At 70.8% G+C, this 23,081-nt stretch carries 21 protein-coding genes; 13 read left to right on the forward strand and 8 right to left on the reverse strand.

Translation table 11 applies throughout. The annotated features are described in order from the left end of the window. The first annotated feature begins 42 nt into the window (after nucleotides 1-42). From ACZ4RZ_RS15010 to ACZ4RZ_RS15035, 6 genes are all read left to right on the forward strand, one after another. A complete protein-coding gene (locus ACZ4RZ_RS15010; protein ID WP_467744757.1) occupies nucleotides 43-1,260 on the forward strand; it encodes a sensor histidine kinase in 1,218 nt (405 codons plus the stop codon). A gap of 179 nt (nucleotides 1,261-1,439) precedes the next feature. Next, nucleotides 1,440-2,564, forward strand: coding sequence for a phenylalanine--tRNA ligase subunit alpha (pheS, locus tag ACZ4RZ_RS15015; protein WP_467744759.1), 1,125 nt, complete (start codon nucleotides 1,440-1,442; stop codon nucleotides 2,562-2,564). Continuing rightward, complete coding sequence (gene pheT, locus ACZ4RZ_RS15020) at nucleotides 2,564-5,071, forward strand: phenylalanine--tRNA ligase subunit beta (protein ID WP_467744761.1); 2,508 nt, start codon at nucleotides 2,564-2,566, stop codon at nucleotides 5,069-5,071. The genes pheS and pheT overlap by 1 nt, the downstream gene beginning before the upstream one ends. 492 nt (nucleotides 5,072-5,563) lie before the next feature. After that, a complete protein-coding gene (locus ACZ4RZ_RS15025; protein ID WP_467745061.1) occupies nucleotides 5,564-6,565 on the forward strand; it encodes a PP2C family protein-serine/threonine phosphatase in 1,002 nt (333 codons plus the stop codon). A gap of 265 nt (nucleotides 6,566-6,830) precedes the next feature. Then, nucleotides 6,831-8,171, forward strand: coding sequence for a transcriptional regulator (locus tag ACZ4RZ_RS15030; protein ID WP_467744763.1), 1,341 nt, complete (start codon nucleotides 6,831-6,833; stop codon nucleotides 8,169-8,171). Between the two features lie 142 nt (nucleotides 8,172-8,313). Beyond that, nucleotides 8,314-8,859, forward strand: coding sequence for an NUDIX hydrolase (locus ACZ4RZ_RS15035; RefSeq protein WP_189323983.1), 546 nt, complete (start codon nucleotides 8,314-8,316; stop codon nucleotides 8,857-8,859). A gap of 25 nt (nucleotides 8,860-8,884) precedes the next feature. Here the strand turns inward: ACZ4RZ_RS15035 and ACZ4RZ_RS15040 are convergent, their stop codons facing one another. Together ACZ4RZ_RS15040 and ACZ4RZ_RS15045 are read right to left on the reverse strand one after the other, a co-directional pair. After that, on the reverse strand, nucleotides 8,885-9,142 hold the full coding sequence (locus tag ACZ4RZ_RS15040) for a hypothetical protein (protein ID WP_369245328.1): 258 nt from the start codon (nucleotides 9,140-9,142) through the stop codon (nucleotides 8,885-8,887). Nucleotides 9,143-9,368: 226 nt separating this feature from the next. Then, the gene (locus ACZ4RZ_RS15045) at nucleotides 9,369-10,232 is read right to left on the reverse strand and encodes a 3-hydroxybutyryl-CoA dehydrogenase (RefSeq protein WP_467744765.1); all 864 of its coding nucleotides are present in this window, start codon (nucleotides 10,230-10,232) and stop codon (nucleotides 9,369-9,371) included. 168 nt (nucleotides 10,233-10,400) lie between these two features. On the opposite strand from ACZ4RZ_RS15045, the gene ACZ4RZ_RS15050 reads away from it, so the two are divergent. Then, nucleotides 10,401-11,654 carry a glycoside hydrolase family 10-like protein gene (locus ACZ4RZ_RS15050; RefSeq protein ID WP_467744767.1) on the forward strand — a complete coding sequence of 418 codons (1,254 nt, stop codon included), beginning with the start codon at nucleotides 10,401-10,403 and terminating at the stop codon, nucleotides 11,652-11,654. Between the two features lie 40 nt (nucleotides 11,655-11,694). Here ACZ4RZ_RS15050 and ACZ4RZ_RS15055 read toward each other — a convergent pair whose 3' ends face one another. Both ACZ4RZ_RS15055 and ACZ4RZ_RS15060 read right to left on the reverse strand, forming a co-directional pair. After that, complete coding sequence (locus ACZ4RZ_RS15055) at nucleotides 11,695-11,886, reverse strand: DUF1918 domain-containing protein (protein ID WP_369245325.1); 192 nt, start codon at nucleotides 11,884-11,886, stop codon at nucleotides 11,695-11,697. Between the two features lie 92 nt (nucleotides 11,887-11,978). Then, the gene (locus tag ACZ4RZ_RS15060; protein WP_467744769.1) at nucleotides 11,979-12,953 is read right to left on the reverse strand and encodes a DMT family transporter; all 975 of its coding nucleotides are present in this window, start codon (nucleotides 12,951-12,953) and stop codon (nucleotides 11,979-11,981) included. Between ACZ4RZ_RS15060 and ACZ4RZ_RS15065 the strand changes: the two genes are divergently transcribed. Together ACZ4RZ_RS15065 and ACZ4RZ_RS15070 are read left to right on the forward strand one after the other, a co-directional pair. Then, nucleotides 12,952-14,385, forward strand: coding sequence for an aminotransferase-like domain-containing protein (locus tag ACZ4RZ_RS15065; RefSeq protein ID WP_467744771.1), 1,434 nt, complete (start codon nucleotides 12,952-12,954; stop codon nucleotides 14,383-14,385). The two genes, ACZ4RZ_RS15060 and ACZ4RZ_RS15065, sit on opposite strands and share 2 nt — an antisense overlap. Nucleotides 14,386-14,629: 244 nt before the next feature. Further along, the gene (locus tag ACZ4RZ_RS15070) at nucleotides 14,630-15,223 is read left to right on the forward strand and encodes a histidine phosphatase family protein (RefSeq protein WP_467744773.1); all 594 of its coding nucleotides are present in this window, start codon (nucleotides 14,630-14,632) and stop codon (nucleotides 15,221-15,223) included. Here ACZ4RZ_RS15070 and ACZ4RZ_RS15075 read toward each other — a convergent pair. Beyond that, nucleotides 15,205-15,654 carry a DUF6314 family protein gene (locus tag ACZ4RZ_RS15075; protein ID WP_467744774.1) on the reverse strand — a complete coding sequence of 150 codons (450 nt, stop codon included), beginning with the start codon at nucleotides 15,652-15,654 and terminating at the stop codon, nucleotides 15,205-15,207. The two genes, ACZ4RZ_RS15070 and ACZ4RZ_RS15075, sit on opposite strands and share 19 nt — an antisense overlap. A gap of 137 nt (nucleotides 15,655-15,791) precedes the next feature. Between ACZ4RZ_RS15075 and ACZ4RZ_RS15080 the strand changes: the two genes are divergently transcribed. Continuing rightward, a complete protein-coding gene (locus ACZ4RZ_RS15080; RefSeq protein ID WP_467744776.1) occupies nucleotides 15,792-18,275 on the forward strand; it encodes an alpha-L-arabinofuranosidase C-terminal domain-containing protein in 2,484 nt (827 codons plus the stop codon). Between the two features lie 4 nt (nucleotides 18,276-18,279). On the opposite strand, the gene ACZ4RZ_RS15085 is transcribed toward ACZ4RZ_RS15080, so the two are convergent. The 3 genes from ACZ4RZ_RS15085 to ACZ4RZ_RS15095 all read right to left on the reverse strand — a co-directional run bounded on the left by ACZ4RZ_RS15085 (nucleotide 18,280) and on the right by ACZ4RZ_RS15095 (nucleotide 20,497). Further along, a complete protein-coding gene (locus ACZ4RZ_RS15085) occupies nucleotides 18,280-18,732 on the reverse strand; it encodes a carboxymuconolactone decarboxylase family protein (protein WP_467744778.1) in 453 nt (150 codons plus the stop codon). A 60-nt stretch (nucleotides 18,733-18,792) separates the two neighbouring features. Then, nucleotides 18,793-19,179 (reverse strand): MerR family transcriptional regulator, encoded by a 387-nt coding sequence (locus tag ACZ4RZ_RS15090; protein ID WP_467744780.1) that lies wholly within the window; start codon nucleotides 19,177-19,179, stop codon nucleotides 18,793-18,795. An 85-nt stretch (nucleotides 19,180-19,264) separates the two neighbouring features. Then, a complete protein-coding gene (locus ACZ4RZ_RS15095) occupies nucleotides 19,265-20,497 on the reverse strand; it encodes a cysteine desulfurase (RefSeq protein WP_467744782.1) in 1,233 nt (410 codons plus the stop codon). A 103-nt stretch (nucleotides 20,498-20,600) separates the two neighbouring features. Here ACZ4RZ_RS15095 and ACZ4RZ_RS15100 point away from each other — a divergent pair, with 103 nt between their 5' ends. The 3 genes from ACZ4RZ_RS15100 (at nucleotide 20,601) to ACZ4RZ_RS15110 (ending at nucleotide 23,072) form a co-directional block, all read left to right on the forward strand. Further along, entirely contained in the window at nucleotides 20,601-21,197 is a 597-nt protein-coding gene (locus tag ACZ4RZ_RS15100; protein WP_467744784.1) for an ABATE domain-containing protein, read from the forward strand. Between the two features lie 249 nt (nucleotides 21,198-21,446). Further along, nucleotides 21,447-22,586 carry a DUF6745 domain-containing protein gene (locus ACZ4RZ_RS15105; protein WP_467744786.1) on the forward strand — a complete coding sequence of 380 codons (1,140 nt, stop codon included), beginning with the start codon at nucleotides 21,447-21,449 and terminating at the stop codon, nucleotides 22,584-22,586. A 33-nt stretch (nucleotides 22,587-22,619) separates the two neighbouring features. After that, nucleotides 22,620-23,072, forward strand: a complete 453-nt coding sequence (locus ACZ4RZ_RS15110; RefSeq protein ID WP_467744788.1) for a hypothetical protein — start codon at nucleotides 22,620-22,622, stop codon at nucleotides 23,070-23,072. Nucleotides 23,073-23,081 lie beyond the last annotated feature (9 nt).

Raw genomic sequence — 23,081 nt, forward strand, 5'->3', positions numbered from 1 at the left:
GGGCTCGGGGGCCCACTGCCAGACGAGAGGTGGGGTACGGGGATGAGTGTCGGCACGAGCGGTGCGCAGAAGGCGCCGCGAGCACGGGACGTGCGCGGCACACCCGCGTCCCGGCGCGGTGAGCTCGCCACCGAGCGTGAAGCCGCACTCGGAGCCGACGCCGCGGGCGCCCCGGGCGCCGAGCTCGGGGCCGAGCTGGGTATCGACCCCGACGACCTGCCCGACGGACTCGTCGTCGCCGACGAGCAGGGCCGGGTGATCTGCTTCAACGCCGCCGCGGCTCGTATCACCGCCGTTCCTCCCTCCGAGGCCCTCGGCCGCCGACTCGAGTCGGCCCTCCCTTTAGAGGACCTGGAGGGCCGCCGCTGGTGGCAGCTGACCGACCCCTACGGCGGTCTCGCGATCCGCAACGGTCAGCCCGAGCGCAATCTGCTGCTGCCCGGCGGCCGTGAGGTCCTCGTCTCGGCTCGCTACGTGCGGACGAACCCGACCGGCCCCATCCACCGCGTCGTCGTCTCCCTGCGTGACACCGAGGCCCGCCGCCGCACCGAGCGCAGCCACGCCGAGCTGATCGCCACGGTCGCCCATGAACTGCGCTCGCCGCTCACCTCCGTCAAGGGCTTCACCGCGACGCTGCTGGCCAAGTGGGAGCGTTTCACCGACGACCAGAAGAAGCTCATGCTGGAGACCGTCGACGCCGACGCCAATCGCGTCACGCGGCTCATCGCCGAGCTGCTCGACATCTCCCGCATCGACTCCGGGCGTCTCGAGGTGCGCCGCCAGCCCGTCGACATCGGCGCCGCCGTCGGCCGCCACATCCAGGCGTACGTCACCGCGGGCCAGCCCGCCGACCGCTTCCTGCTCCGCATCGAACATCCCCTGCCCGCTCTCTGGGCGGACCCCGACAAGATCGACCAGGTGCTCAGCAACCTGCTCGAAAATGCGGTGCGCCACGGCGAGGGAACCGTCACGATTGACGTAGCGCCCTCGGCGTCCCCGCGTGAGCGCGAAGACGGCGAGTACGCGGCCACGTCGGTCACCGTGAGCGACGAGGGCACCGGCATCCCGGAGGAATCCATGAACCGCGTCTTCACCCGCTTCTGGCGGGGCAGCAAGCGCGGCGGCACCGGGCTCGGGCTCTACATCGTCAAGGGCATCGTCGAGGCCCACGGCGGCTCCATCACGGTCGGCCGCGCCCCCGGCGGCGGCGCCGAGTTCCGATTTACGTTGCCCGTGGGCACCCCGGCGTATCTGCTGTAACGCCGAAGAGGCCCCACGGGCGCACGCGCTCAGGAGCCACCCCTTGGACTGCGCGTCCAAGGCTGTCTCCCACCCCGTTAGACTCGGCCTTTGGCACCTTTGCGTCCCTCAATGTGGACGATTCGTCTCCGAGTCGTCGACGGGGACCATCCGCCAGCCAACCGGAAGCACGGGAAGAGATGTCGGCACCGAATAAGTCGTACGACCCTGTAGAGGTCGAGGCCTTGAAACCGGAAGAGATCGAGCGCATGCGGGACAAGGCGCTCGCCGCCTTCGCAGCCGCCGGTGACCTCGACGCGCTCCAGGAGGCCAAGGTCGCCCACACCGGCGGCACCTCGCCGCTGGCCCTCGCCAACCGCGAGATCGGCGCCCTGCCCCCGCACGCCAAGGCCGAGGCCGGCAAGCGCGTGGGCCAGGCCCGCGGCGCCGTGAACAAGGCCTTCGCCGCCCGCCAGGCCGAGCTGGAGGCCGAGCGCGACGCCCGGGTGCTGGTCGAGGAGGCGGTGGACGTCACGCTGCCCTACGACCGCGTACCGGCAGGCGCCCGGCACCCGCTGACCACCATGATGGAGCGGGTCGCCGACGTCTTCGTGTCCATGGGATACGAGGTCGCCGAGGGCCCCGAGGTCGAGGCCGAGTGGTTCAACTTCGACGCCCTGAACTTCGGCCCGGACCACCCGGCCCGGCAGATGCAGGACACCTTCTTCGTCGAGGGTCCGAAGGGCGACCACGGCGAGTCCGGTGTCGTGCTGCGCACGCACACCTCGCCGGTGCAGGCCCGCGCCATGCTCGACCGTGAGCCGCCCGTCTACATCGTGTGCCCGGGCCGCGTGTACCGCACGGACGAGCTGGACGCCACGCACACCCCGGTCTTCCACCAGATCGAGCTCCTCGCCATCGACGAGGGTCTGACCATGGCCGACCTCAAGGGCACCCTGGACCACATGGTTCAGGTGCTCTTCGGCTCCGACATGAAGACCCGGCTGCGCCCGGCCTTCTTCCCCTTCACCGAGCCGTCCGCCGAGATGGACATGCTCTGCTACGTCTGCAAGGGCGAGTCCGTCGGCAACCCCGACCGCCCCTGCCGGACGTGCTCCTCCGAGGGCTGGATCGAGCTGGGCGGCTGCGGCATGGTCAACCCGCGGGTGCTCATCGCCTGCGGCGTCGACCCGGAGAAGTACAGCGGATTCGCCTTCGGGTTCGGCATCGAGCGGATGCTGATGTTCCGCCACAACGTCGAAGACATGCGAGACATGGTCGAGGGTGACGTCCGGTTCACCCGGCCGTTCGGGATGGAGATCTGATGCGGGTCCCGCTTTCTTGGCTGCGGGAGTACGTCGACCTGCCGGCGACGGAGACCGGGCGCGACGTCCAGGCCAAGCTCATTTCGGCAGGCCTCGAGGTCGAGACGGTCGAGCAGCTCGGCGCCGACCTCAAGGGCCCCCTGGTCGTCGGCCAGGTGCAGTCCATCGAGGAGCTGGAGGGCTTCAAGAAGCCCATCCGCTTCTGTCTGGTCGACGTCGGCACCGCCAACGGCACCGGTGAGCTCCAGGAGATCGTCTGCGGCGCCCGCAACTTCTCCGTCGGCGACAAGGTCGTCGTGGTCCTGCCGGGCGCCGTCCTGCCCGGCAACTTCGCGATCGCCGCGCGCAAGACGTACGGCAGGACCTCGCACGGCATGATCTGCTCCGGCGACGAGCTGGGCATGGGCGACGACGGCAGCGGTGGCATCATCGTCCTTCCGCCGGAGACCGAGGTCGGCACCGACGCGATCGAGCTGCTTCAGCTCGTCGACGAGGTCCTCGACATCGCCGTCACCCCCGACCGCGGGTACTGCCTCTCGCTGCGCGGCATCGCCCGCGAGGCGGCCATCGCGTACGGGCGCCCGCTGCTCGACCCGGCGCTGCTCGACGTGCCGGCGCCGAACGCGTTCGGCTACCCGGTGCAGGTCGCCGACCCGCGCGGCTGCGACCGCTTCACGGCGCGCACGGTGACGGGTCTCGACCCCGAGGCCCGCTCCCCGATCTGGCTGCAGCGCCGCCTCCAGAAGGCGGGCATGCGCCCGATCTCGCTCGCCGTCGACATCACCAACTACGTGATGCTGGAGCTCGGCCAGCCCCTGCACGCGTACGACCGCACCCGCGTCCAAGGCGCGATCGGCGTGCGCCGGGCCGAGCAGGGCGAGAAGCTCACCACTCTCGACGGCGTCACGCGCACGCTCGACGCCGAGGACCTGGTCATCACCGACGACCGCGGCCCCATCGGCCTCGCGGGCGTCATGGGTGGCGCCAACACCGAGATCGACGACACCGAGGGCACCACCACCGAGGTCGTCATCGAGGCCGCGCACTTCGACGCGATCTCGATCGCGCGTACGGCCCGTCGGCACAAGCTGGCCTCCGAGGCGTCCAAGCGCTTCGAGCGCGGCGTCGACCCGCAGGCCGCGTCCGCCGCGGCCCAGCGGACCGTCGACCTGCTGGTCCTCCTCGCAGGCGGCAGCGCCGACGCCGGAGTCACCGAGGTCATCGCGCCCTCCGCGCCGCACACCATCACCGTCCCGGCGAACCACCCGGACAAGGTGGCCGGTGTCGAATACGGCCGCGAGACCGTCGTACGCCGTCTCCAGCAGGTCGGCTGCGACGTCTACGGTCAGGACGAGCTGATCGTCACCGTGCCGTCCTGGCGCCCCGACCTGACGGACCCGAACGACCTCGCGGAGGAGGTCATCCGTCTCGAGGGCTACGAGAACCTGCCCTCCACGCTGCCGGCGCCCCCCGCCGGCCTCGGCCTCACCGACCGGCAGCGGCTGCAGCGCCGTATCGGCCGCGCGCTGGCCGGCGCCGGATACGTCGAGGCGCTGAACTACCCGTTCATCGGCGAGCACGTCTTCGACCAGCTCGGCCTGGCCGCCGACGACCCGATGCGCAAGGTCGTCAAGCTGGTAAACCCGCTCTCCGACGAGGAGCCCGCGCTCCGTACGACGCTGCTGCCGGGCCTGCTCCAGGCCCTGCGCCGCAACGACGGACGTGGTGCGCACGACCTGGCGCTCTTCGAGACGGGCCTGGTCTTCCACCCGCAGGACGAGCTGCGCGTCGCGGGCTGGCTGCCCGTCGACCGCCGTCCGACCGACGAGGAGATCGCGTCGCTCACCGCCGCGCTCCCCATCCAGCCGCGGCACGCCGCCGTCGTCCTCGCGGGCGCCCGCGAGCAGGCCGGCTGGTGGGGCAAGGGCCGCCCGGCCGACTGGGCCGACGCGATCGAGGCCGCGCGCACCCTGGCCCGCGAGTCGGGGACCGAACTCCTCGTCCGCTCCGGCCAGTACGGGCCGTGGCACCCGGGCCGCTGCGCCGAGCTGGCGGTCCGCGTGGGTGGCGTCGAGCAGGTCATCGGGTACGCCGGTGAGCTGCACCCCGGCGTCCTGAACACCCTGGGCCTGCCCGCGCGCACCTGCGCGATGGAGCTGGACCTGGACGCGCTGGAGCAGGCGAGCGAGGGCCTCCCCAAGGGCCCGAAGATCTCGACCTTCCCCGTCGCCACGCAGGACGTCGCACTGGTCGTCGACAAGTTCGTCCCGCACACGGACGTCGAGGCCGCGCTCCGCGAGGGCGCGGGTGAACTGCTGGAGTCCATCCGGCTGTTCGACATCTACGAGAACAGTGAGCAGCTCGGTGAGGGCAAGAAGTCGCTCGCGTACGCGCTGCGGTTCCGTGCCGCCGACCGCACGCTGACCGTGGACGAGGCGTCCGCGGCCCGCGACGCGGCGGTGGCGCTGGCCGCCGAGCGTACGGACGCGGTGTTGCGCGGAGCGTAGGCGCTCCGCCGGCTGTGCCGGGGAACTGCGGGTCGTTCATGTGCCGCGGGTTGTTCGTGGCTCGACGCGCAGTTCCCGGCGCCCCTCACGGGGGCGCCATCCCTTGGCCCACCTGCATAAATGCATGTATCCGAAGGCACCTCACTCATTCGGGTGACAAGTCCGGGCGATCTGGCCCGATCGGGGCATGCGGTCGACAGAATCGGACCGGCCTCTCGGAGGCCGTCTGCGCTGTCAGGGCCTATTGGGGGGCCAATCGGCATGATCCGTATCAAGGCTGGGGCTCCCTGCAGGGCAACGCCCCGGACGCATTCACGGGTGCTGGCCCGGGCGGGCCTCGGGCCGCGGGGCCGGGGCGACGCCCTGCGGGTCGGGCTCACTCGGGCGGTGCGCGGAGGAGGACCCCGGCTGGTCCGCAGACGTGTCCCGCGTGCCGGCCAGGACCGCACGGTTCGCCGGGCCGAGCGCCCACCGCTGGCCCGGGCGCTCGGCATGGGGCTGCCCCTCGCCTGGGGCGCGATGGCGATCACGTACAAGATGGCCTGCCCGCTCGCGCAGCAGAACGGGCTCGGCGCCCGGATCGTCACCAGCGCCGTCTTCTTCGCCGTCGGCACGGGCCTGATACTCCACGTCAGAAGTGCGCTGCTGCGGGAGCTCAGGCAGATCCGCAAGGTCGCGGGCGCCGCCCAGAACGTGCTGCTGCGGCCGTTGCCCCCGCGCATCGACGGGCTGAGCGTCGCCGCGGCCCAGCTGTCGGCGGACCGTGGCGCGAGCGTCGGCGGTGACCTGTACGAGGTGATCGCCACCGAGCACGGCGTACGGATCGTCATGGGCGACGTCCGCGGACACGGGCTCGGCGCCATCGGAACCGTCGCCGCCGTTCTCGGCAGCTTCCGCGAGGCCGTGCACGACGAGCCGGAACTCGGCTGCGTACTGAGGAGACTCGAGCGCGCGCTGGCCCGGCATCTGCGCGAGCGGGCCCGGGCCGAGCACCCCTCGACCGGGCTCGATCCGGACAGTCCGGTCGCCGAGGAGTTCGTTACCGTGCTGCTGCTGGAGATCCGCTCCGACGGCGAGGTGTATGCCCTCAACTGCGGTCATCCGTGGCCGTATCTGCTCAGCGGCGGTCGGGCCGAACCACTCGTGCGTGCCGACCCGCTGCCCCCGCTGGGGCCGTTCCCGCTCCCGGCCGAGCTGCCCGCCGTGCGCTGCGGTCAACTCCTGCCCGGCGAGGTGCTGTTCCTGCACACCGACGGTGTCGAGGACGCACGCGACGGCCACGGCCGCTTCTTCCCGCTCCCGGCCGAACTCACCGTGGCCGTCCGTACCCAGCCCGTCTCACCCCAGTCCGTCCTGCGCGCAGTCCTCACCGGGCTGCTGCGTCACACCGGCGGCAGACCCGCCGACGACGTGGCCGTGCTCGTGCTCCGCAACGACCGCAGTCGCGTCGCCCTGCAGCAGGGGCACGCCGTGGCCCACCACGCGCCCCGTTAGGGGCGCGGGGCTGTGCAACCGGCGGAGCCGTCCGCCCCGCCACGGAGTGTCGGGCAGGCAGCTGGGCGGACGGCGCGGAATCGGGCCGCCGCACTGTACGAGGGGGAGCCGGCGGCCCGGCCGGCCTCTTGCGAGGCATTTCAGTCAACCGGCCAGAAACGCTCTGCGACAGTGCGCGTACTGCCCGGATACGGGCACTCGTTTCACACCCCGTGTGAAACGGGACGCACTAGTCTGTCGGCACCGAGCCACCCGGGGGGCCTTCATGCAGCCCAACACTCTGCTCGACGCGATTCTCGACGAGGCCGGCATCTCGCACGCGGGACTCGCCGCCCACGTCAATCAGGCGGGGAGAGCGCGCGGTCTCGCGCTCAGGTACGAACACACCGCCGTGGCGCGCTGGTTGAAGGGCCAGCGCCCGCGCGGCCAGGTGCCCGACCTGATCTGCGAGGTGCTCGCCGGCCGACTGCACCGGCCGGTCACGCTCGACGACATCGGCCTCGGCGTGCCCGGCGAGCCGTCCACCCCGCACGGCACCTCGCTCTCCGGCTTCGTCGAGCGCGCCACCGCCCTGTGGCGCTCCGACGAACAGCAGCGCCCGCACATCCTCGGCGCCCCGGCCGTCACCGGAACGCCCGCCGTGATGCCGGTGTGGGAGTGGGAGAACCCGCCCGAGGACGTCGACGTCTCGCGCGGCGGACGCCACCGGGTCAGCATGGCCGACATCGAGATGCTGCGCGCGGCCCGCGCCCACTACGAGCAGATGTACCGCAAGGCCGGCGGCATCGCGACCCGCACCCGGATCGTCGGCTTCCTCAACTCGGAGACGGCACCTCTGCTGCGCGGCAGCTACACCGACGCCACCGGCCGCCAACTCCACCGCGCGACCGGCGGCCTGGTCGCCATCGCGGGTATCTGCGCCTACGACTCCGACGCGCACGGACTCGCCCAGCGCTACTTCCACCAGGCGCTGCGCCTGGCGAAGGCCAGCGGGGACAGGGGACTTGGGGCCTACGTCATAGCCCTGCTCGTCAACCAGTCGCTGTTCATGCGCGAGTACCGGCAGGCCGTCGCGTTCGCCGAGGCCGCGCTGCGCGCTGCGGGGCGGCACATCACTCCGGCGCTCGCCTCCGACCTCTACGCGATGCAGGCCAAGGCGTATGCGCACCTGGGCGACGGCAGCAGCGCGCTGTCCTGCATCCGGCGTGCCGAACAGGCCGCCGAGCGCATCCGTCGGGGCTACGAGCCCGATGAGACCGGCTATGTCCAGCCGGGCCTGGTCAACGTACAGGTGGCGGAGGCGCTGCTCAGCCTCGGCGATCTGGTGGCGGCGGGGGAGCACGCCATAGCCGCCGTCGACAACCCGGCGCACGACCGGGGACGGGTGCACCGGCTCGCGATGCTCAGTCAGATCGAGCTGCGCCAGGGCAATGCCGACAAGGCGGTGGCCACCGCGGTCCAAATGGCCGAACAGGCGCGGGGGATGGAGTCCCAGCGACTGCGTGACAGACTTCGCGCGGTACGCGAACACCTGGTGCGCAGCGGCTGTGCGGGCACGGCCGAGGCCGCCGAACTCATCGACGGGGCACTGCGCGTACCGCTGTAGACAAGTGCTCCCAGAACACCGCGTACCGCTTCAGAACTCCGTGCCTGCGCTGCCGCTGCACCGTGCCCCGACCGCTGTGAGCCTGCTGAGAGGACGCTCCTGCTGCGATATTGCCATCTACTCGGCGGAAGGTGGCAGAACCGTGCAGTGGACGAAACGAAACGAACAAACTGTGTACGCAAACCGCTGGTTCAGCGTCAATCTCGCAGATGTGGAGCTGCCGGACGGTCGGCACCTCGATCACTTTTTGATACGGCTGCGGCCGGTGGCCGTGGCCACTGTGGTGAATGAGGCCAATGAAGTGCTGCTCCTGTGGCGGCACCGCTTCATCACCGACAGCTGGGGGTGGGAACTCGCGGCGGGCGTCGTCGAGGACGGTGAGGACATCGCCGTCGCGGCGGCCCGCGAACTGGAGGAGGAGACCGGCTGGCGGCCGGGACCCCTGCGGCATCTGATGAGCGTCGAGCCCTCGAACGGGCTCACCGACGCCCGGCACCACATCTTCTGGGCCGACGAGGGCGCGTACATCGGACACCCCGTGGACGACTTCGAGTCGGACCGAAGGGAATGGGTTCCCTTAAAGCTCGTTCCCGACATGGTCGCCCGCGGCGAGGTCCCGGCCGCCAACATGGCTGCCGCACTGCTCCTTCTGCACCATCTCAGGCTCGGGCAGGACGCGTTGCCCTGATCCGTCCCCCCACGCGTCCAGGGGCCTAGTGGCCCAGAGCCTGCCAGACCGCCACGGCCAGCGCGCCCACGGCCGCGACGGCCGCGAGGGTGGGCAGTGGCCAGCGGGTGTGCTCGAGGGCGACGACCCGTGCGCTCAGGTCGTCGAGATCCTTGGCGGTCTGGTCGTCGCGCTGAGTGAGCAGCGCCAGTCCGCCCTCGATGCGGGTGAGGCCCACTTCGAGCGACCGGCGTAACTCTGCGAGTTCCCTTGGGGCCACGGGATGCTCGGGGTCGGCGGTCACGAGTCCGCTCCTTTCCGTAGTCGTCACATCCCTTACATGCGCACGGAAAGTCAACTCGCCTGGTGGACAGGTGGGGAGCGTGTGCGAGGGGCATATGCGGGCCCGGCGCGCACACGGTGTGTGAATGGCGCGGGCCCGGCACCCGAAAGGGTGCCGGGCCCGCGCCTGCCCGAGCTGTACGGACCGTAGTCAGCGCTTCGGTATCACTGGTCGTACGTGGAGAAGATCACTGACCGTACGTGTAGAAACCCGAGCCCGACTTACGGCCCAGGCGTCCCGCGTCCACCATGCGCTGGAGCAGCGGGGGAGCGGCGTACAGGGGCTCCTTGTACTCCTCGTACATCGAGTACGCGACCGAGGCCACCGTGTCGAGGCCGATCAGGTCGGACAGCTTGAGCGGGCCCATCGGGTGGGCGCAGCCCATCTCCATGCCATTGTCGATGTCCTCGCGGCTCGCGATGCCCGACTCGAACATCCGGATCGCGGACAGCAGATACGGGATCAGCAGCGCGTTGACCACGAAGCCCGAGCGGTCCTGAGCGCGGATCGCGTGCTTGCCGAGCGCCTTCTCGGCGAACAGCTGGGCGCGGCCGAGGGTGCCCTCGGAGGTGGTCAGGGCCGGGATCAGCTCGACGAGCTGCTGCACCGGGGCCGGGTTGAAGAAGTGGATGCCGATGACCTGGTCGGGGCGCGAGGTGGCGACGGCGAGCTTCACCAGCGGGATCGAGGAGGTGTTGGAGGCGAGGATCGCGTCCTGCCGGGTCACCACCTGGTCGAGCACCTGGAAGATCTCGGTCTTCACCTGCTCGTTCTCCACGACGGCCTCGATCACCAGGTCGCGGTCGGCGAACTCGCCGAGGTCCGTGGTGAAGCTGAGCCGGTCCTGGGTGGCCTTGAGCTCCGGCTCGGAGATCTTTCCGCGCTCGGCCGCCTTGGAGAGGGAGTTGAAGAGCCGGGTACGGCCGATCTCCAGGGCTTCACCGGTGGTCTCGGCGACCTTGACGTCCAGACCGGCGCGGGCGCACACCTCGGCGATACCCGCTCCCATCTGGCCGCAGCCCACGACTCCGACGCGTTCGATGTCGGTCACATCGTCCCCTTCGCTGATCTACGGCACTGGCAGGACTCCCGTTGTTCGGTGCCTGCTCCGATCGTGCACGTTACTCCGAAGTATCGATGATCGATCGTCCGGGTCCGGCATGCTGGGCGCGGAGACGATCCGTGATGGCGCGGATCCATTGCGTATCGGGGTGTGGAGATGGAGCGACTGTCGCGTCGGGCGTTCGCGGTGGCAGCCGTGGCGACACTCTCGGGGCTCGCGACGGCGGGGGACGCCGCGTCATCCCCGGGCCCGGCCTCCCGGGGGCGCGACCGGGCGCAGCCCGGGAGCGAGCTGCGCGGGATGTGGCTGGCCGTCGTCTCCAACCGCGACTGGCCGTCGAGCCCGGGCCTGACCGCCGGCTGGCAGCGCGCCGAACTCCTCGACCATCTCGACACCGCCGTACGCCTCCGCCTCAACACCGTGATCTTCCAGGTGCGCCCCACGGCCGACGCACTGTGGCCCTCGCCCTACGAGCCGTGGTCCCAGTACCTGACCGGTGTCCAGGGCGAGGACCCCGGCTGGGACCCGCTGGACACCGCGGTGACGGAGGCCCATGCGCGCGGCCTGTCGCTGCACGCCTGGTTCAACCCGTACCGGATCGCCAACCACACCGACCTGGCGAGGCTCGTGGCGGGCCACCCCGCCCGCGAGCACCCCGAGTGGGTCGTGCCCTACGGCGGGAAGCTCTACTACGATCCCGGGCTGCCCCAGGTCCGAGAGTTCGTCCAGGACGCGATGCTCGACGCCGTGCGGAAGTACGAGATCGACGCCGTGCACTGGGACGACTACTTCTACCCGTATCCGGTCGCCGGCCAGGTCTTCGACGATGAGGCGACGTACGCGGTCCACGGCGCGGGCTTCCCGGACAAGGCCGCCTGGCGGCGCGACAACATCGACTGCCTGGTCCTGGACATGGCCGCCCGCATCAAGGAGATCCGGCCCGCGGCCCGCTTCGGGATCAGCCCCTTCGGGGTGTGGCGCAACGCCACCACCGACGGGCTCGGCTCGCCGACCCGGGCCGGCGTGCAGACGTACGACGATCTGCACGCCGACACCAGGAAATGGGTCCGGGAGCACTGGATCGACTACATCTGCCCGCAGCTGTACTGGAACATCGGGCTCGCCGCCGCCGACTACGCGAAGCTGCTGCCCTGGTGGTCGTCGGTCGCCGAGGGCACGGGCGTGCAGTTGTACGTCGGGGAGGCGCTGTACAAGGCGGGCGATCCGGCGCAGCCCGCTGCATGGCAGGACCCCGCCGAGCTTTCCCGGCACCTCACCCTCGCCGGCGACCACCCGCAAGTGTGCGGGCACGCCTTCTTCTCGGCCAGGGAGGTCGGCGCGGATCGCATCGGCGCAATGGCACGGGTCGTCGCCGACCACTATCAGCGGCCGGCGAGAACTCCGCGCTGAGCCAGGGCGCGCCGGCTGGGCGCGCCCCTGTGCTGAGCTCCTACCTGGTGTCCTTGTGGCGGATTTCGGTGTCGGGGCCCGGTGAGCACACTCCCTCGTGCCCGTCCTCGAACTTCACGCGGTACGGGGGATTGCCCTCCGCCCCCATGACCTCGGTGATCTTCCCGACCTTGTCGTGCTGCCCGACAACCCTGCCGTGCTGCACAATCTGGTCGCCCACGGTTGCACGCATATGAACGGTCTCCTCGTCATGTGCGGGAGTAGCGGTCCGTTGTCGCAAGTCTACGGCTGGTGGCGCCGGTTGGCCCGGCCCGTGCGTGCCGGTCAGCCCCGCGCCCGTTGGGTGAGCGCGATGCAGACCAGAACGGCGGCGGCCGTCAGGGGTGCGGCCGGTGTGAGCTGCTCGCCCAGGAGCAGTACCGACCACACCAGTGTGAGCAGCGGCTGCGCCAGCTGCAACTGGCTGGCCTTCGGAATCCCGATCGATGCCATACCGCGGTACCAGACGACCAGGCCGAGGAACTGCGACACGGCCGACACCCACAGCAGTCCCGCCACGCTGTGCGTGGTCAGCCGCACGGGCTCCTGCGACAGCGCGATCAGCGCGCCCGGCACCGACAGGGGCAGACACAGGACCAGCGCCCAGCCGATGACCTGCCAGCCCGGCATGACACGGGCGAGCCGGCCGCCCTCGGTGTAGCCCGCCGCGCAGATCAGCAGCGCCCCGAAGAGATACGCGTCCGCGCCGGTCAGAGCGCCACCGCTCTGCTGCACGGTGAACGCGATCACCGCGGCCGCGCCCGCGACGGCCGCCACCCAGAACATCCGCGAGGGCCGCGCCCCGGTCCGCAGTGCCGAGAACAGCGCGGTCGTCAGTGGCAGCAGCCCGACCACCACGGCCGCATGGGCGGTGGTCGACGTCTCCAGCGCGAGCGTCGTCAGCAGCGGGAAGCCGAGCACGACACCGGCGGCGACGACGGCCAGCCCCGCCAGGTGGCGGCGGCCCGGCACGGGAACACGCAGCGCCAGAAGGCAGCCGCCCGCGATGACCGCCGCCAGGACGCTGCGCACGGCCACCAGGGACCAGGGGCCGAATCCCTCCAGACCCCACGCGGTGGAGGGGAAGGTCAGGGAGAAGGCCGTGACACCGAGGGCGGCTTGGAGGGTGCCTGAGCGGCGGGCCGTCGCAGCGGTCCGAGGGGTGTCGTTCGCGGTGCTCCGGGCAGTGTCGCTCGCGGCGGTCCCAGTAGTGACAACCGCTATCGGGGTCTCGGCAGTAGCGCTATCCTGTGCTCTCATGCAAGAGCGTAGCAGTGTGGGAGAGCTGGCGAATCAGCTGCGTCGGGAGCTGAACCGCTACTCGCCGGGTGGAAAGCTGCCGTCGAGCCGGGCACTCGTGGAGCGGTTCCGGGTGAGTCCGGTGACCGTGTCGCGGGCGCTGGCACAGCTCGCCGCCGAAGGTCTTGTGGTCACCCGGCCCGGCGCCGGCGCGTTCCGGGCGCGGCCGCGTACCACCCCCGCTCCCGCCGGGGACACCTCCTGGCAGGAGCTCGCGCTCAGCGCGGACGCCGCGGCCGAACTCGTACCACGCACGGTGGACGCGTCCGGCGTCCTCGTCTCGCTCGCCGCCCCGCCGCCCGGCGTCGTCGAGTTCAACGGCGGCTATCTGCACCCGTCGCTGCAGCCCGAGCGGGCGATGGGCGCGGCCCTGTCCCGGGCAGGGCGCCGTCCTGGGGCCTGGTCCAGGCCGCCCATGGAAGGGCTCGCGGAACTGCGCGAGTGGTTCGCGCGGGGGATCGGGGGCGCGATCACCGCGGCCGAGGTGCTCATCGCGGCAGGCGGTCAGTCCGCGCTGACGACCGCCCTGCGCGCGCTCGCGCCGCCCGGGGCGCCGGTTCTGGTCGAATCGCCCACCTACCCGGGCATGCTGGCGATCGCCCGCGCGGCCGGACTGCGCCCCGTGCCGGTGCCCGTCGACGCCGACGGCGTGAAGCCGGAACTGCTCGCCGACGCCTTCAGGGCGACCGGCGCCCGCGTCTTCGTCTGCCAGCCGTTGTTCCAGAACCCGACGGGTGCCGTCCTCGCGCCCGAGCGGCGGGGCGAGGTGCTGCGCATCGCGCGGGACGCCGGCGCGTTCGTGGTCGAGGACGATTTCGTACGCCGTCTGGTGCACGAGGACGCGGGACCGTTGCCCAGGCCGCTGGCCGCCGAGGACCCCGACGGAGTCGTCGTGCACGTCGGCTCGCTGACCAAGGCGACCTCGCCGAGCTTCCGGGTGAGCGCACTGGCCGCGCGCGGTCCGGTACTCGAGCGGCTGCGCGCCATCCAGGTCGTCGACACCTTCTTCGTACCGCGCCCGCTCCAGGAGGCCGCGCTCGAACTCGTCGGCTCACCCGCCTGGCCCCGCCATCTCCGCGCCCTGGCCGCCGAGTTGAAGGCCCGCCGCGACACGATGACCACCGCGCTGCGCCTGGACCTCCCCGAACTCGCCCTCCCTCACATCCCGTTCGGCGGCTACCACCTCTGGCTGCGCCTGCCCGACGGCACGGACGAGACCGCCCTGGTCACCGCCGCCCTCCGTGCAGGCGTCGCCGTCACCCCCGGCCGCCCCTACTTCAGCGCCGAACCCCCGGCCGCCCACCTCCGGTTGAGCTTCGCGGCGGTAGCGGGGACGGAGGAGATCACGGAGGGGGTACGGAGGCTGCGGGCCGCATGCGCGGAGATCGCTTAGCCGGCCGCCGCCAGAAGTTTCAAGCCCGTCCGGCGTTCGGGGGCGAGCGCGAAGCGCGATACGGGGGTCTGGGGGGCGGAGCCCCCAGGTACGGGACGGGTAGGGGCGGAGGGGGCGGCAAACCAAAACGGTGCGGCGGGGCCCGCTCCGGGCAGGCCCGCTTCGCAAACCCGCTGCAGTGAGCCCGCAAATACCCTGCGTAATGCCCCTTGACCTGCGGAGTCCCGCGTTCCACGATCTCCGCATGCATCTTCGGGTCACGTTCGTCGCCGCCGCGCGCAGCTCCTCGCTGCTCGCGGAGCGTTTCCAGGACGACCGGCCACTGGACCAGGCCGGCTGGGACGAGGTGCAGCGCGCCGCCCCCGAGCTGGTGGCGCTGGCGGCGGCCGAGCTGCGCTACTGCTCGCCGACGCCACGCAGCCGTGCCACCGGTGACGCCCTGGGGTACGGGCCGCTCGTCCAGCTCGCCCTGCGCGACTGCGACATGGGCCGCTGGCGCGGCTTCACGCTGGGCGAGGCGATGGCCCGTGAACCCGAGGCCGTCGACGCCTGGCTCGCCGATCCGCGGTCCACGCCCCACGGCGGCGAATCGCTGCTGGCCTTCATCGCTCGCGTCGGCGCCTGGCTCGACACCAGGCCCGCCGACGACGGCGGGTGCATCGTCGCCGTGGCCGAACCCTCGGTGATCCGGGCCGCCCTGGTCTACGCCCTCAAGGCGCCGCCCTCGACGTACTGGAACATCGATGTACGCCCCCTGTCGACGACCACCGTCACGGGCCGGGCCGGCCGCTGGAACCTGCGCTTCGACGGAGCGTTCTCTCAGTCCACACGCGCGTAGTCGGTGGTGAGCACCAGGTCCTTCGCGGGTCCCCGCACGCGCCACACGGTCCGCCAGTGGTTCGCGTCGCGGACGGTGAACTCGCCCCGGTAGAGGTCCGCCACGCACGGATGGTCGGCGATGTGCCGCCCGGTGGTCAGGTCCAGATCGTGGAAGGGACGGCCGTCGGAGAACCGTACGGCCGCGCTGCCCGGGCGCTCTCCCGGCAGGAACCACAGCGTCCGCTCGGCGGGCCGGGGCGTGCCCTGCCAGACGAAGGTCCCGGACTCCTGATGGAGGAGGCCGTCGCCGCCGTCTTCAAGTGGTGAGAAGACGGTCGTCCCCGTGAATCGCCCCTCGGCGCCGCTCGCCAGATCCCGCACCGAGCGCTCCACCCGCCAACTGCCGGTCAGGTAGGCCAGTACGTCCGTCACTGGCCAGAACTCGCCCATACCGACCCGCTCTCCGTCCCATCCGATGCTGCGCGACCCATTGACGCACTCCGACCCCCTCCCTATCTTGCCGTTCGAAGTATTGATCGACGTCTGATATTTCGAACAACTCAACACTACAGAGCCGCGGAGTATCCATGTCACCCACCCGCACCCGCTGGAGACTCGGACTCACGGCCACCGCACTCCTGGTGGCCTCCACCGTCGTACCCGGGCCCGCTCCGGCGAGCGCCGCCGCCGACGTCACCGACTACGCGATCACCGTCGACCCGAAGGGCTCGGGCGCGAAGATCGACGACACCATGTACGGCGTCTTCTTCGAGGACATCAACCGCGCCGCGGACGGCGGCCTGTACGCGGAGCTCGTGCAGAACCGGTCCTTCGAGTACAGCACCGCCGACAACAACTCCTATACGCCGCTCACCTCGTGGACCGTCTCCGGCACCGCCAAGGCCGTGAACGACGACGGGCGGCTCAATGCCCGCAACCGCAGCTATCTCTCCCTGGGCGGGGGCTCGTCCGTCACCAACTCCGGCTACAACACCGGGATTTCGGTCGAGAGCGGCAAGGCGTACGACTTCTCGGTCTGGGCCCGCGCCGACGCAGCGTCGGCCGTGACCGTGACACTGCAGGACTCCGAGGGCGCGCTCGCCGAGGCCCGCCGGGTCACTGTGCGCGGCGGCTGGGCCAAGTACCGGGCGACGTTCACCGCGGCCCGCAGCAGCACCACCGGGCGCCTCACCGTCGCCGCGGCCGGCCCGGTCGCGCTCGACATGATCTCGCTGCTGCCCCAGGACACGTACAAGGGACACGGCCTGCGCGAGGATCTCGCCGAGAAGATCGCCGCTCTCCACCCCGGGTTCGTGCGCTTCCCGGGCGGCTGCCTGGTCAACACCGGCAGCATGCAGGGATATGACGAGGCGTCGGGCTATCAGCGCAAGCGCTCGTATCAGTGGAAGGACACCATAGGCCCGGTCGAGCAGCGCGCCACCAACTCCAACTTTTGGGGCTACAACCAGAGTTACGGCCTCGGCTACTACGAGTACTTCCAGTTCGCCGAGGACGTCGGCGCGATGCCGCTGCCCGTCGTGCCCGCGCTGGTCACCGGCTGCGGCCAGAACAAGGCCACCGACGACGACGCGCTGCTCAAGCGGCACATCCAGGACACCCTCGACCTCATCGAGTTCGCCAACGGGCCGGTCACGAGTGAGTGGGGCAAGAAGCGGGCGCAGATGGGCCACCCCAAGCCCTTCCACCTCACGCACCTCGAAGTCGGCAACGAGGAGAACCTGCCGAACGAGTTCTTCGCCCGCTTCAAGCAGTTCCGCGCCGCCATCGAGGCCAAGTACCCGGACGTCACGGTGATTTCGAACGCCGGTCCGGACGACTCCGGCACCACCTTCGACACGGCCTGGAAGCTCAACAAGGACGCGAACGTCGACATGGTCGACGAGCACTACTACAACAGCCCGCAGTGGTTCCTGCAGAACAACGACCGCTACGACTCGTACGACAGGAACGGTCCGAAGGTCTTCCTGGGGGAGTACGCGTCGGGCGGCAACACCTTCAAGAACGCCCTCTCCGAAGCCGCGTACATGACCGGCCTGGAGCGCAACGCGGACGTCGTGAAGCTCGCCTCGTACGCCCCGCTGCTCGCCAACGAGGACTACGTGCAGTGGCGTCCGGACATGATCTGGTTCAACAACCACGCCTCATGGGGTTCGGCCGACTACGAGGTGCAGAAGCTCTTCATGAGCAACGTCGGCGACCGGGTGGTGCCCAGCAGCGCCACCACCACGCCATCGCTGAGCGCGCCGATCTCGGGCGCCGTCGGACTGTCGACCTGGGCGACCACGGCGGCGTACGACGATGTCAAGGTCACCGGCGCGGACGGGACCACACTGCTGAGCGACGACTTCAGCGGTGACGCCTCGCAGTGGACCCACACGGGCGGCGGAAGCTGGAGTGTCCAGGACGGGCAGTACGTGCAGACCGACGTGGCCGCCGAGAACACCATGGTCTCGGCCGGTGACCCCGCCTGGCACGACTACGACCTGCGGGTGAAGGCCACCAAGAAGTCCGGCAAGGAGGGCTTCCTCGTCGCCTTCGGCGTCAAGGACACCGGCAACTACTACTGGTGGAACCTCGGCGGCTGGAACAACACCACCTCCGCGGTCGAACAGGCCGTGGACGGCGGCAAGTCGACGCTGATCTCCAAGGTCGGTTCGATCGAGACGGGCCGTGCCTACGACATCGACATCAAGGTGCGAGGCCGTCAGGTGACCCTCTACCTGGACGGCCAGGAGTGGGGGAGCTTCACGGACGACAAGCCCGCGGAGCCGTTCCGGCAGGTCGTCACGCGGGACGCGAAGACCGGTGACCTCATCGTCAAGGTCGTCAACGCCCAGTCCGCGGACGCCCGTACGGCGATCGACCTGGGTGGGGCGAAGGTGGGCCGCAAGGCCGCCGTCACCACACTGCAGGCCGCGCCGGACGCGGTGAACTCGGAGACGGCCACGGCGGTCGCCCCGGTGAGGTCCACCTTCGCAGGGGTCGCAGACCGCTTCACGTACACCTTCCCGGCGAACTCCGTGACCTTCCTGAGGATCAAGCAGAAGTAGCCCTTCAGGAAGGGTCGGCCGACGTCGTGGGCTGCTGTCCGACAGGCAGCAGCCCACGCTCGGCGAACACCTTCTTCGCCGCGAACGTGGCGTTCAGCGCCTTGGGCACGCCGCAGTACACCGCGGAGTGCAGCAGAGCCTCGACGATCTGCTCCGGCGTGAGGCCGACGTTCAGAGCGGCGTTGACGTGCACGTCGAGCTGGGCCTCGCAGCCGCCGAGCGCGGTGAGCATGCCGAGGGTCACCAACTGCCGGTCGCGCGGGGCGAGTCCGGGCCGGTCGTAGATGTCGCCGAAGGCCCAGGCGACGATCTGGTGGCCGAGTTCGGGGTTGATGTCGGCGAGCGCGTCGACGACCCGCTGCCCGGCCTCGCCGTCCACTCGCTGGAGGACCTCCAGGCCGTGCTCGAAGCGCTCCTCGCGGGTGGTGGCCTCGCTCAGGGTGGTGGCGTTGCTCATGAGAGGTCGTCCGATCCCGGCTGGTCGAGCAGCCGTTCGATGGGGGTCCCCCCGCGCCCTTCAGGCGTGGGGGAGGTCGATCTTGTCGTCGAGGGCGGCCGCGTTGCGGCGCAGTGCGCGGATGCGGTCCGCGAGGTCGGCGCGGTGCTCCCGGAGCATCGCGAGCCGGTCGGGGACCGTGGCGTCGCCCCGGGCCCGCAGCTGTGCGAACCGCTGCATGTCCGCGATCGACATGCCCGTCTCGCGCAGCCGGATCAGGAACTCCAGCCAGGCCAGGTCGGCCATCTCGTAACGCCGCTGGTTCCCGGTGGTCCGGCCGACCCGTTCGATCAGGCCGGCCTTCTCGTAGTACCGCAACGTGTCGTGCGAGAGTCCCGTGCGCTCGACGGCCTGGGCGATCGTGAGCGTCGGCTCCTGGCTGTGCGGGAGGGGCTGTCCGCTGGTCATGACAAGAACGGTAGAACCTGGAGCGCGCTCCAGGTCAAGCCCCGTCGGTGACCGCTCGGGCAAGAGCCTTCGGCCCTGTCGGCGATCAGCCCCCGAAGTACCGCTGAGCTGCGCGGACGCCTTCGGCCAGAGCGTCGACCTCCGCCGGGGTGTTGTAGACGTAGAAGCTCGCGCGAGTGGTCGCCGGGATCCCGTAGCGCCGCACGATCGGGCGGGCGCAGTGGTGGCCGACGCGCACGGCGACGCCCCGCTCGTCCAGGATCTGACCGACGTCGTGCGGGTGGATGCCGTCGACCGTGAACGACACCGCGGAGCCGCGGTCGGTGAGCCCGCCGGGGCCGACGATCCGTACCCCGGGAATCTCGCCGAGCAACTCCAGGGCGCGGGCGGTGAGTTGCTCCTCGTGCGCGGCAACCTCGGCCATGCCCAGCCGCTGGAGATAGTCCACCGCCGCCGCCAGGCCCACCGCCTGCGCCGTCATCGGGACGCCCGCCTCGAAGCGCTGGGGCGGCGGCAGAAACGTCGTACGGTCCATCTCGACGACCTCGATCATCGAACCGCCGGTGAGGAACGGCGGCAGATCCGCGAGGAGCCGACGCCGTCCCCACAGCACGCCGACACCGCTCGGTCCGAGCATCTTGTGGCCGGAGAACGCGAGGAAGTCGGCGCCCAACTCGTGTACGTCGACGGGCCGGTGGGGGACGGACTGGGCGCCGTCGACCACGACGAGCGTGCCGAACGCGTGGGCCCGGTCGGCGAGTTGGCGTACGGGGTTGAGTGTGCCCAGCACATTCGACTGGTGGGTGACGGCGAGGACCTTGGTGCGCTCGTCGAGCAGTTCGTCGATACGGGTGAGGTCGAGACGGCCCTCGTCGGTGAGCCCGAACCAGTCCAGCGTCGCACCGGTGCGCTCCGCGAGCTGCTGCCAGGGGACGAGGTTCGCGTGGTGCTCCATCTCCGTGACCACGATCCGGTCGCCCGGGCCGATGCGACGCGCGTTTTCGAGCGCGTAGGCGACGAGATTGATGCCCTCGGTCGTGTTCTTGGTGAAGACGATCTCGTCGTCCTCCGCGCCGATGAAGCCTGCGACGGTGTGCCGCGCGCCCTCGTACGCCTCGGTCGCCTCTCCGGCCAGCTGGTGCGCGCCGCGGTGCACGGCCGCGTTGTGCGTGAGGTAGAAGTCCCGCTCGGCGTCCAGGACGTGGAGGGGTTTCTGAGTGGTGGCGCCCGAGTCGAGATAGACGAGTCGGGCACCGCTCTCCATCGTCCTCTCCAGGATCGGAAAGTCCTTGCGGAGCGCGTCCACGTCGAAGGCCACGGTAGCTCACCTCTCACGGGTTCGTTGTACATTTACCGTGAGGGACGCTAGGCCTCCTCACGGAGAATCGCAAGTATTTCCATGAGAGCTGTGGATCGTTAGCATGAGAGGCGTGGAACACGAAGCCCCCCACTACCTGCACCAGCTGCCGGTCCCCGGCGAGGAGCGCTATGTCTCGCTGGCCCTGGTCAACACGCGTTTCGCGCTGAGCCACGGCCTGGTCGACCTGCTCGACGATGCCGAGGCCGCGCACCTCTGGCTCGTACGGCACGAACTGTTGCCGGACCGGGTGGCGCTGAACGGGCGGCAGTTCGGCCGGCTGCTCGGCCTGCGCGAAGCGCTGCGCTCGCTCTTCGAGGCACGCGAGGCCCGTTCCGTACCGTCCGACGAGAGCCTCGACACCCTCAACTCCGCGCTGGCCGCGGCTCCTTCGACGCCCCGGCTCGCCTGGACGGCGGACGGCCCGCACCGCGCCGACGCATCCGACACCGGCAATCCGGCGGGCGCCGCCCTGTCCCTCCTCGCCGACGACGCGACCGAACTCCTCACCGGTCCCGAGTCCCCGCAGCTCGCCCCCTGCGCGGCCGCAGGCTGCACCCGGTGGTTTCTCCGCTCGCACGCGGCCCGCCGGTGGTGCACCACGAAGTGCGGCAACCGGGTGCGGGCGGCGAGGGCCTACGCGGCCCGCAAGGCGCGGTAGTCCGCGAGGCGCGGTAGTCCGCAAGGCGCGGTAGTCCGCAAGGCGCGCGGACGCCCCCAGAAAATCCTTGCGGATCTCCGGCCGCGCTGTCACGATCCTTCGCATGATGAACCGAAAGGCGGACACCGCCACCCTCTGGTGAGCGCCGTGACCGACCCCCGAGGGGGATCTTCCCGTGGCGCGCGTGAGGTGCGCCGACTCTTTCCGCAGCCCGACTCATCCGCTGAACGCATCGCTCTGGCACGGCTGTTGAGCGAGAACTGGCTCAAGCATGGTCTGGCCGCACGTCCCGCGGACCGGCCCAGGGCAGAGGCTGCCGTCACCGAGCTGTATCGCCTGGTCGGGGAACCGGCGCCGCACTTCACATGGGTTCCGTCCCCGACGGCGGCGCTGTCGCTCGTACTCGACGACCCACGGGCCTTTCCGCCCGTGCGGTTGAGAGCCGCGTCCCTGCCCGCGGGTTCGTACGACCAGGGCGTGTCCACCCGACTCGCCTCCCTGGTCAGGGACTTGCGTTCCGAACTCGACGCGATCATCGGACACGTGAATTCGTGGGACGGTTCTCGCACGTCTCTCGCCGTGACCACCGAGGGCTGGTCGGTACGGGTCGCGGTCGACGCCGTCGCCCATGCCGCCCTGCGCGCGACCCTGCACAACTCCGTGCGTGCCCCGATGCGTACGGAACTGATGCCGGCGTCCGGCGGCATCGATGGCATCACCTGGTACGGCCAGCACGACGCCCACTGGATCGCCTACTACGACGTGTACGCCCGAGCCGGGCTGGCCGGCTACCCCGGCGCGGCGGTCGAGCGGCTCGGCCTCTGGGCCGAACTCGCCCGGACCACCGGCTGGTGGTGGCCCGGCGAGGGCACCTGCGTCATGGCCGAACGGCCCACCGAGATCCACACCGAACCCCAGCCCAACAGCGACCACGGCGAGCTGCGGCTGCACCGCGACGACGGCCCGGCCGTACGGTTCGCGGACGGCACGGCGGTCCACGTCCTGCACGGCACCCATGTCCCGGCCTGGGTCGTCACGGAACCCACGGTCGAGCGCATCCACGCCGAGCGCAACGTCGAGGTCCGCCGCACCGCCATCGAGCGCATCGGCTGGAGCGCCTACATCGATCAGGCAGGGCTCCGGCTCGTCGCCACCGCCGACGACCCCGGTAACCCCGGCTCCGACCTGCACCTCTACGACGTGCCCAGGGAACTCTGGGGCCGTCCCGCGCGCCTGCTGCTCGCCGTCAACGGCTCCGTCGAACCGGACGGGCGCCGCCGCCGCTACGGCCTGAGCGTGCCCGCCCACTTCGACGACCCGGTGGCCGCCGCCGGCTGGTCGTACGGACTGTCCGCGGAGCACTACGCGCAGCTCGTCCGCCGCACCTGACCCCGCCCCCGAAACCTTCAAGGTGATGCACACATGACCATGACCCTTGCCGAACTCACCACCCGCACCGGCCTCGACGTCCTCGACCACCTGGAGCGCCAGGTCACTGTCCCGGTCGTCGACGGGCTCCAGGCCCAGGGCGACCTGATCGTCATCCCGTACGGGCTCGTGGCACGGCATGTCGGAGTGTTTCCGCACGCCCGCTGGCAGGACGTCCCCGCTGCGGGGGTCGAACTGCTCCGCAGCGCCGCCGGCGGCAACCCGCACTCTCTCGTGGCCGACGCCGACGCCTGCCGTTGGACGACCTCCGTGCGCGACCCCGTGGGGCTCGCCCTAGGCATGATCGACGCCTCGGAGGTCGTGTACCTCATCCATCCCGAGCACGGCGGCACCGGCATCGCGCCCGGTCGTTACCTCGTACGCCGTCAGCGCGAGCGCGGCACGGAGCGCGGCGCGTGGCCGGGCAACCGGATGATCGCCGACTGAGGCACGGGA

It is taken from the genome of Streptomyces sp. NPDC027189, assembly GCF_055566975.1.

Excerpts from the sequence above, each read along its gene's own strand:
- ACZ4RZ_RS15010 (WP_467744757.1), top strand. The coding sequence starts at position 43 with ATGAGTGTCGGCACGAGCGGTGCGCAGAAGGCGCCGCGAGCACGGGAC.
- pheS (WP_467744759.1), top strand. The coding sequence starts at position 1,440 with ATGTCGGCACCGAATAAGTCGTACGACCCTGTAGAGGTCGAGGCCTTG.
- pheT (WP_467744761.1), top strand. The coding sequence starts at position 2,564 with ATGCGGGTCCCGCTTTCTTGGCTGCGGGAGTACGTCGACCTGCCGGCG.
- ACZ4RZ_RS15025 (WP_467745061.1), top strand. The coding sequence starts at position 5,564 with ATGGGGCTGCCCCTCGCCTGGGGCGCGATGGCGATCACGTACAAGATG.
- ACZ4RZ_RS15030 (WP_467744763.1), top strand. The coding sequence starts at position 6,831 with ATGCAGCCCAACACTCTGCTCGACGCGATTCTCGACGAGGCCGGCATC.
- ACZ4RZ_RS15050 (WP_467744767.1), top strand. The coding sequence starts at position 10,401 with ATGGAGCGACTGTCGCGTCGGGCGTTCGCGGTGGCAGCCGTGGCGACA.
- ACZ4RZ_RS15055 (WP_369245325.1), bottom strand. The coding sequence starts at position 11,886 with ATGCGTGCAACCGTGGGCGACCAGATTGTGCAGCACGGCAGGGTTGTC.
- ACZ4RZ_RS15065 (WP_467744771.1), top strand. The coding sequence starts at position 12,952 with ATGCAAGAGCGTAGCAGTGTGGGAGAGCTGGCGAATCAGCTGCGTCGG.
- ACZ4RZ_RS15060 (WP_467744769.1), bottom strand. The coding sequence starts at position 12,953 with ATGAGAGCACAGGATAGCGCTACTGCCGAGACCCCGATAGCGGTTGTC.
- ACZ4RZ_RS15070 (WP_467744773.1), top strand. The coding sequence starts at position 14,630 with ATGCATCTTCGGGTCACGTTCGTCGCCGCCGCGCGCAGCTCCTCGCTG.
- ACZ4RZ_RS15075 (WP_467744774.1), bottom strand. The coding sequence starts at position 15,654 with ATGGGCGAGTTCTGGCCAGTGACGGACGTACTGGCCTACCTGACCGGC.
- ACZ4RZ_RS15080 (WP_467744776.1), top strand. The coding sequence starts at position 15,792 with ATGTCACCCACCCGCACCCGCTGGAGACTCGGACTCACGGCCACCGCA.
- ACZ4RZ_RS15085 (WP_467744778.1), bottom strand. The coding sequence starts at position 18,732 with ATGAGCAACGCCACCACCCTGAGCGAGGCCACCACCCGCGAGGAGCGC.
- ACZ4RZ_RS15090 (WP_467744780.1), bottom strand. The coding sequence starts at position 19,179 with ATGACCAGCGGACAGCCCCTCCCGCACAGCCAGGAGCCGACGCTCACG.
- ACZ4RZ_RS15100 (WP_467744784.1), top strand. The coding sequence starts at position 20,601 with ATGAGAGGCGTGGAACACGAAGCCCCCCACTACCTGCACCAGCTGCCG.
- ACZ4RZ_RS15110 (WP_467744788.1), top strand. The coding sequence starts at position 22,620 with ATGACCATGACCCTTGCCGAACTCACCACCCGCACCGGCCTCGACGTC.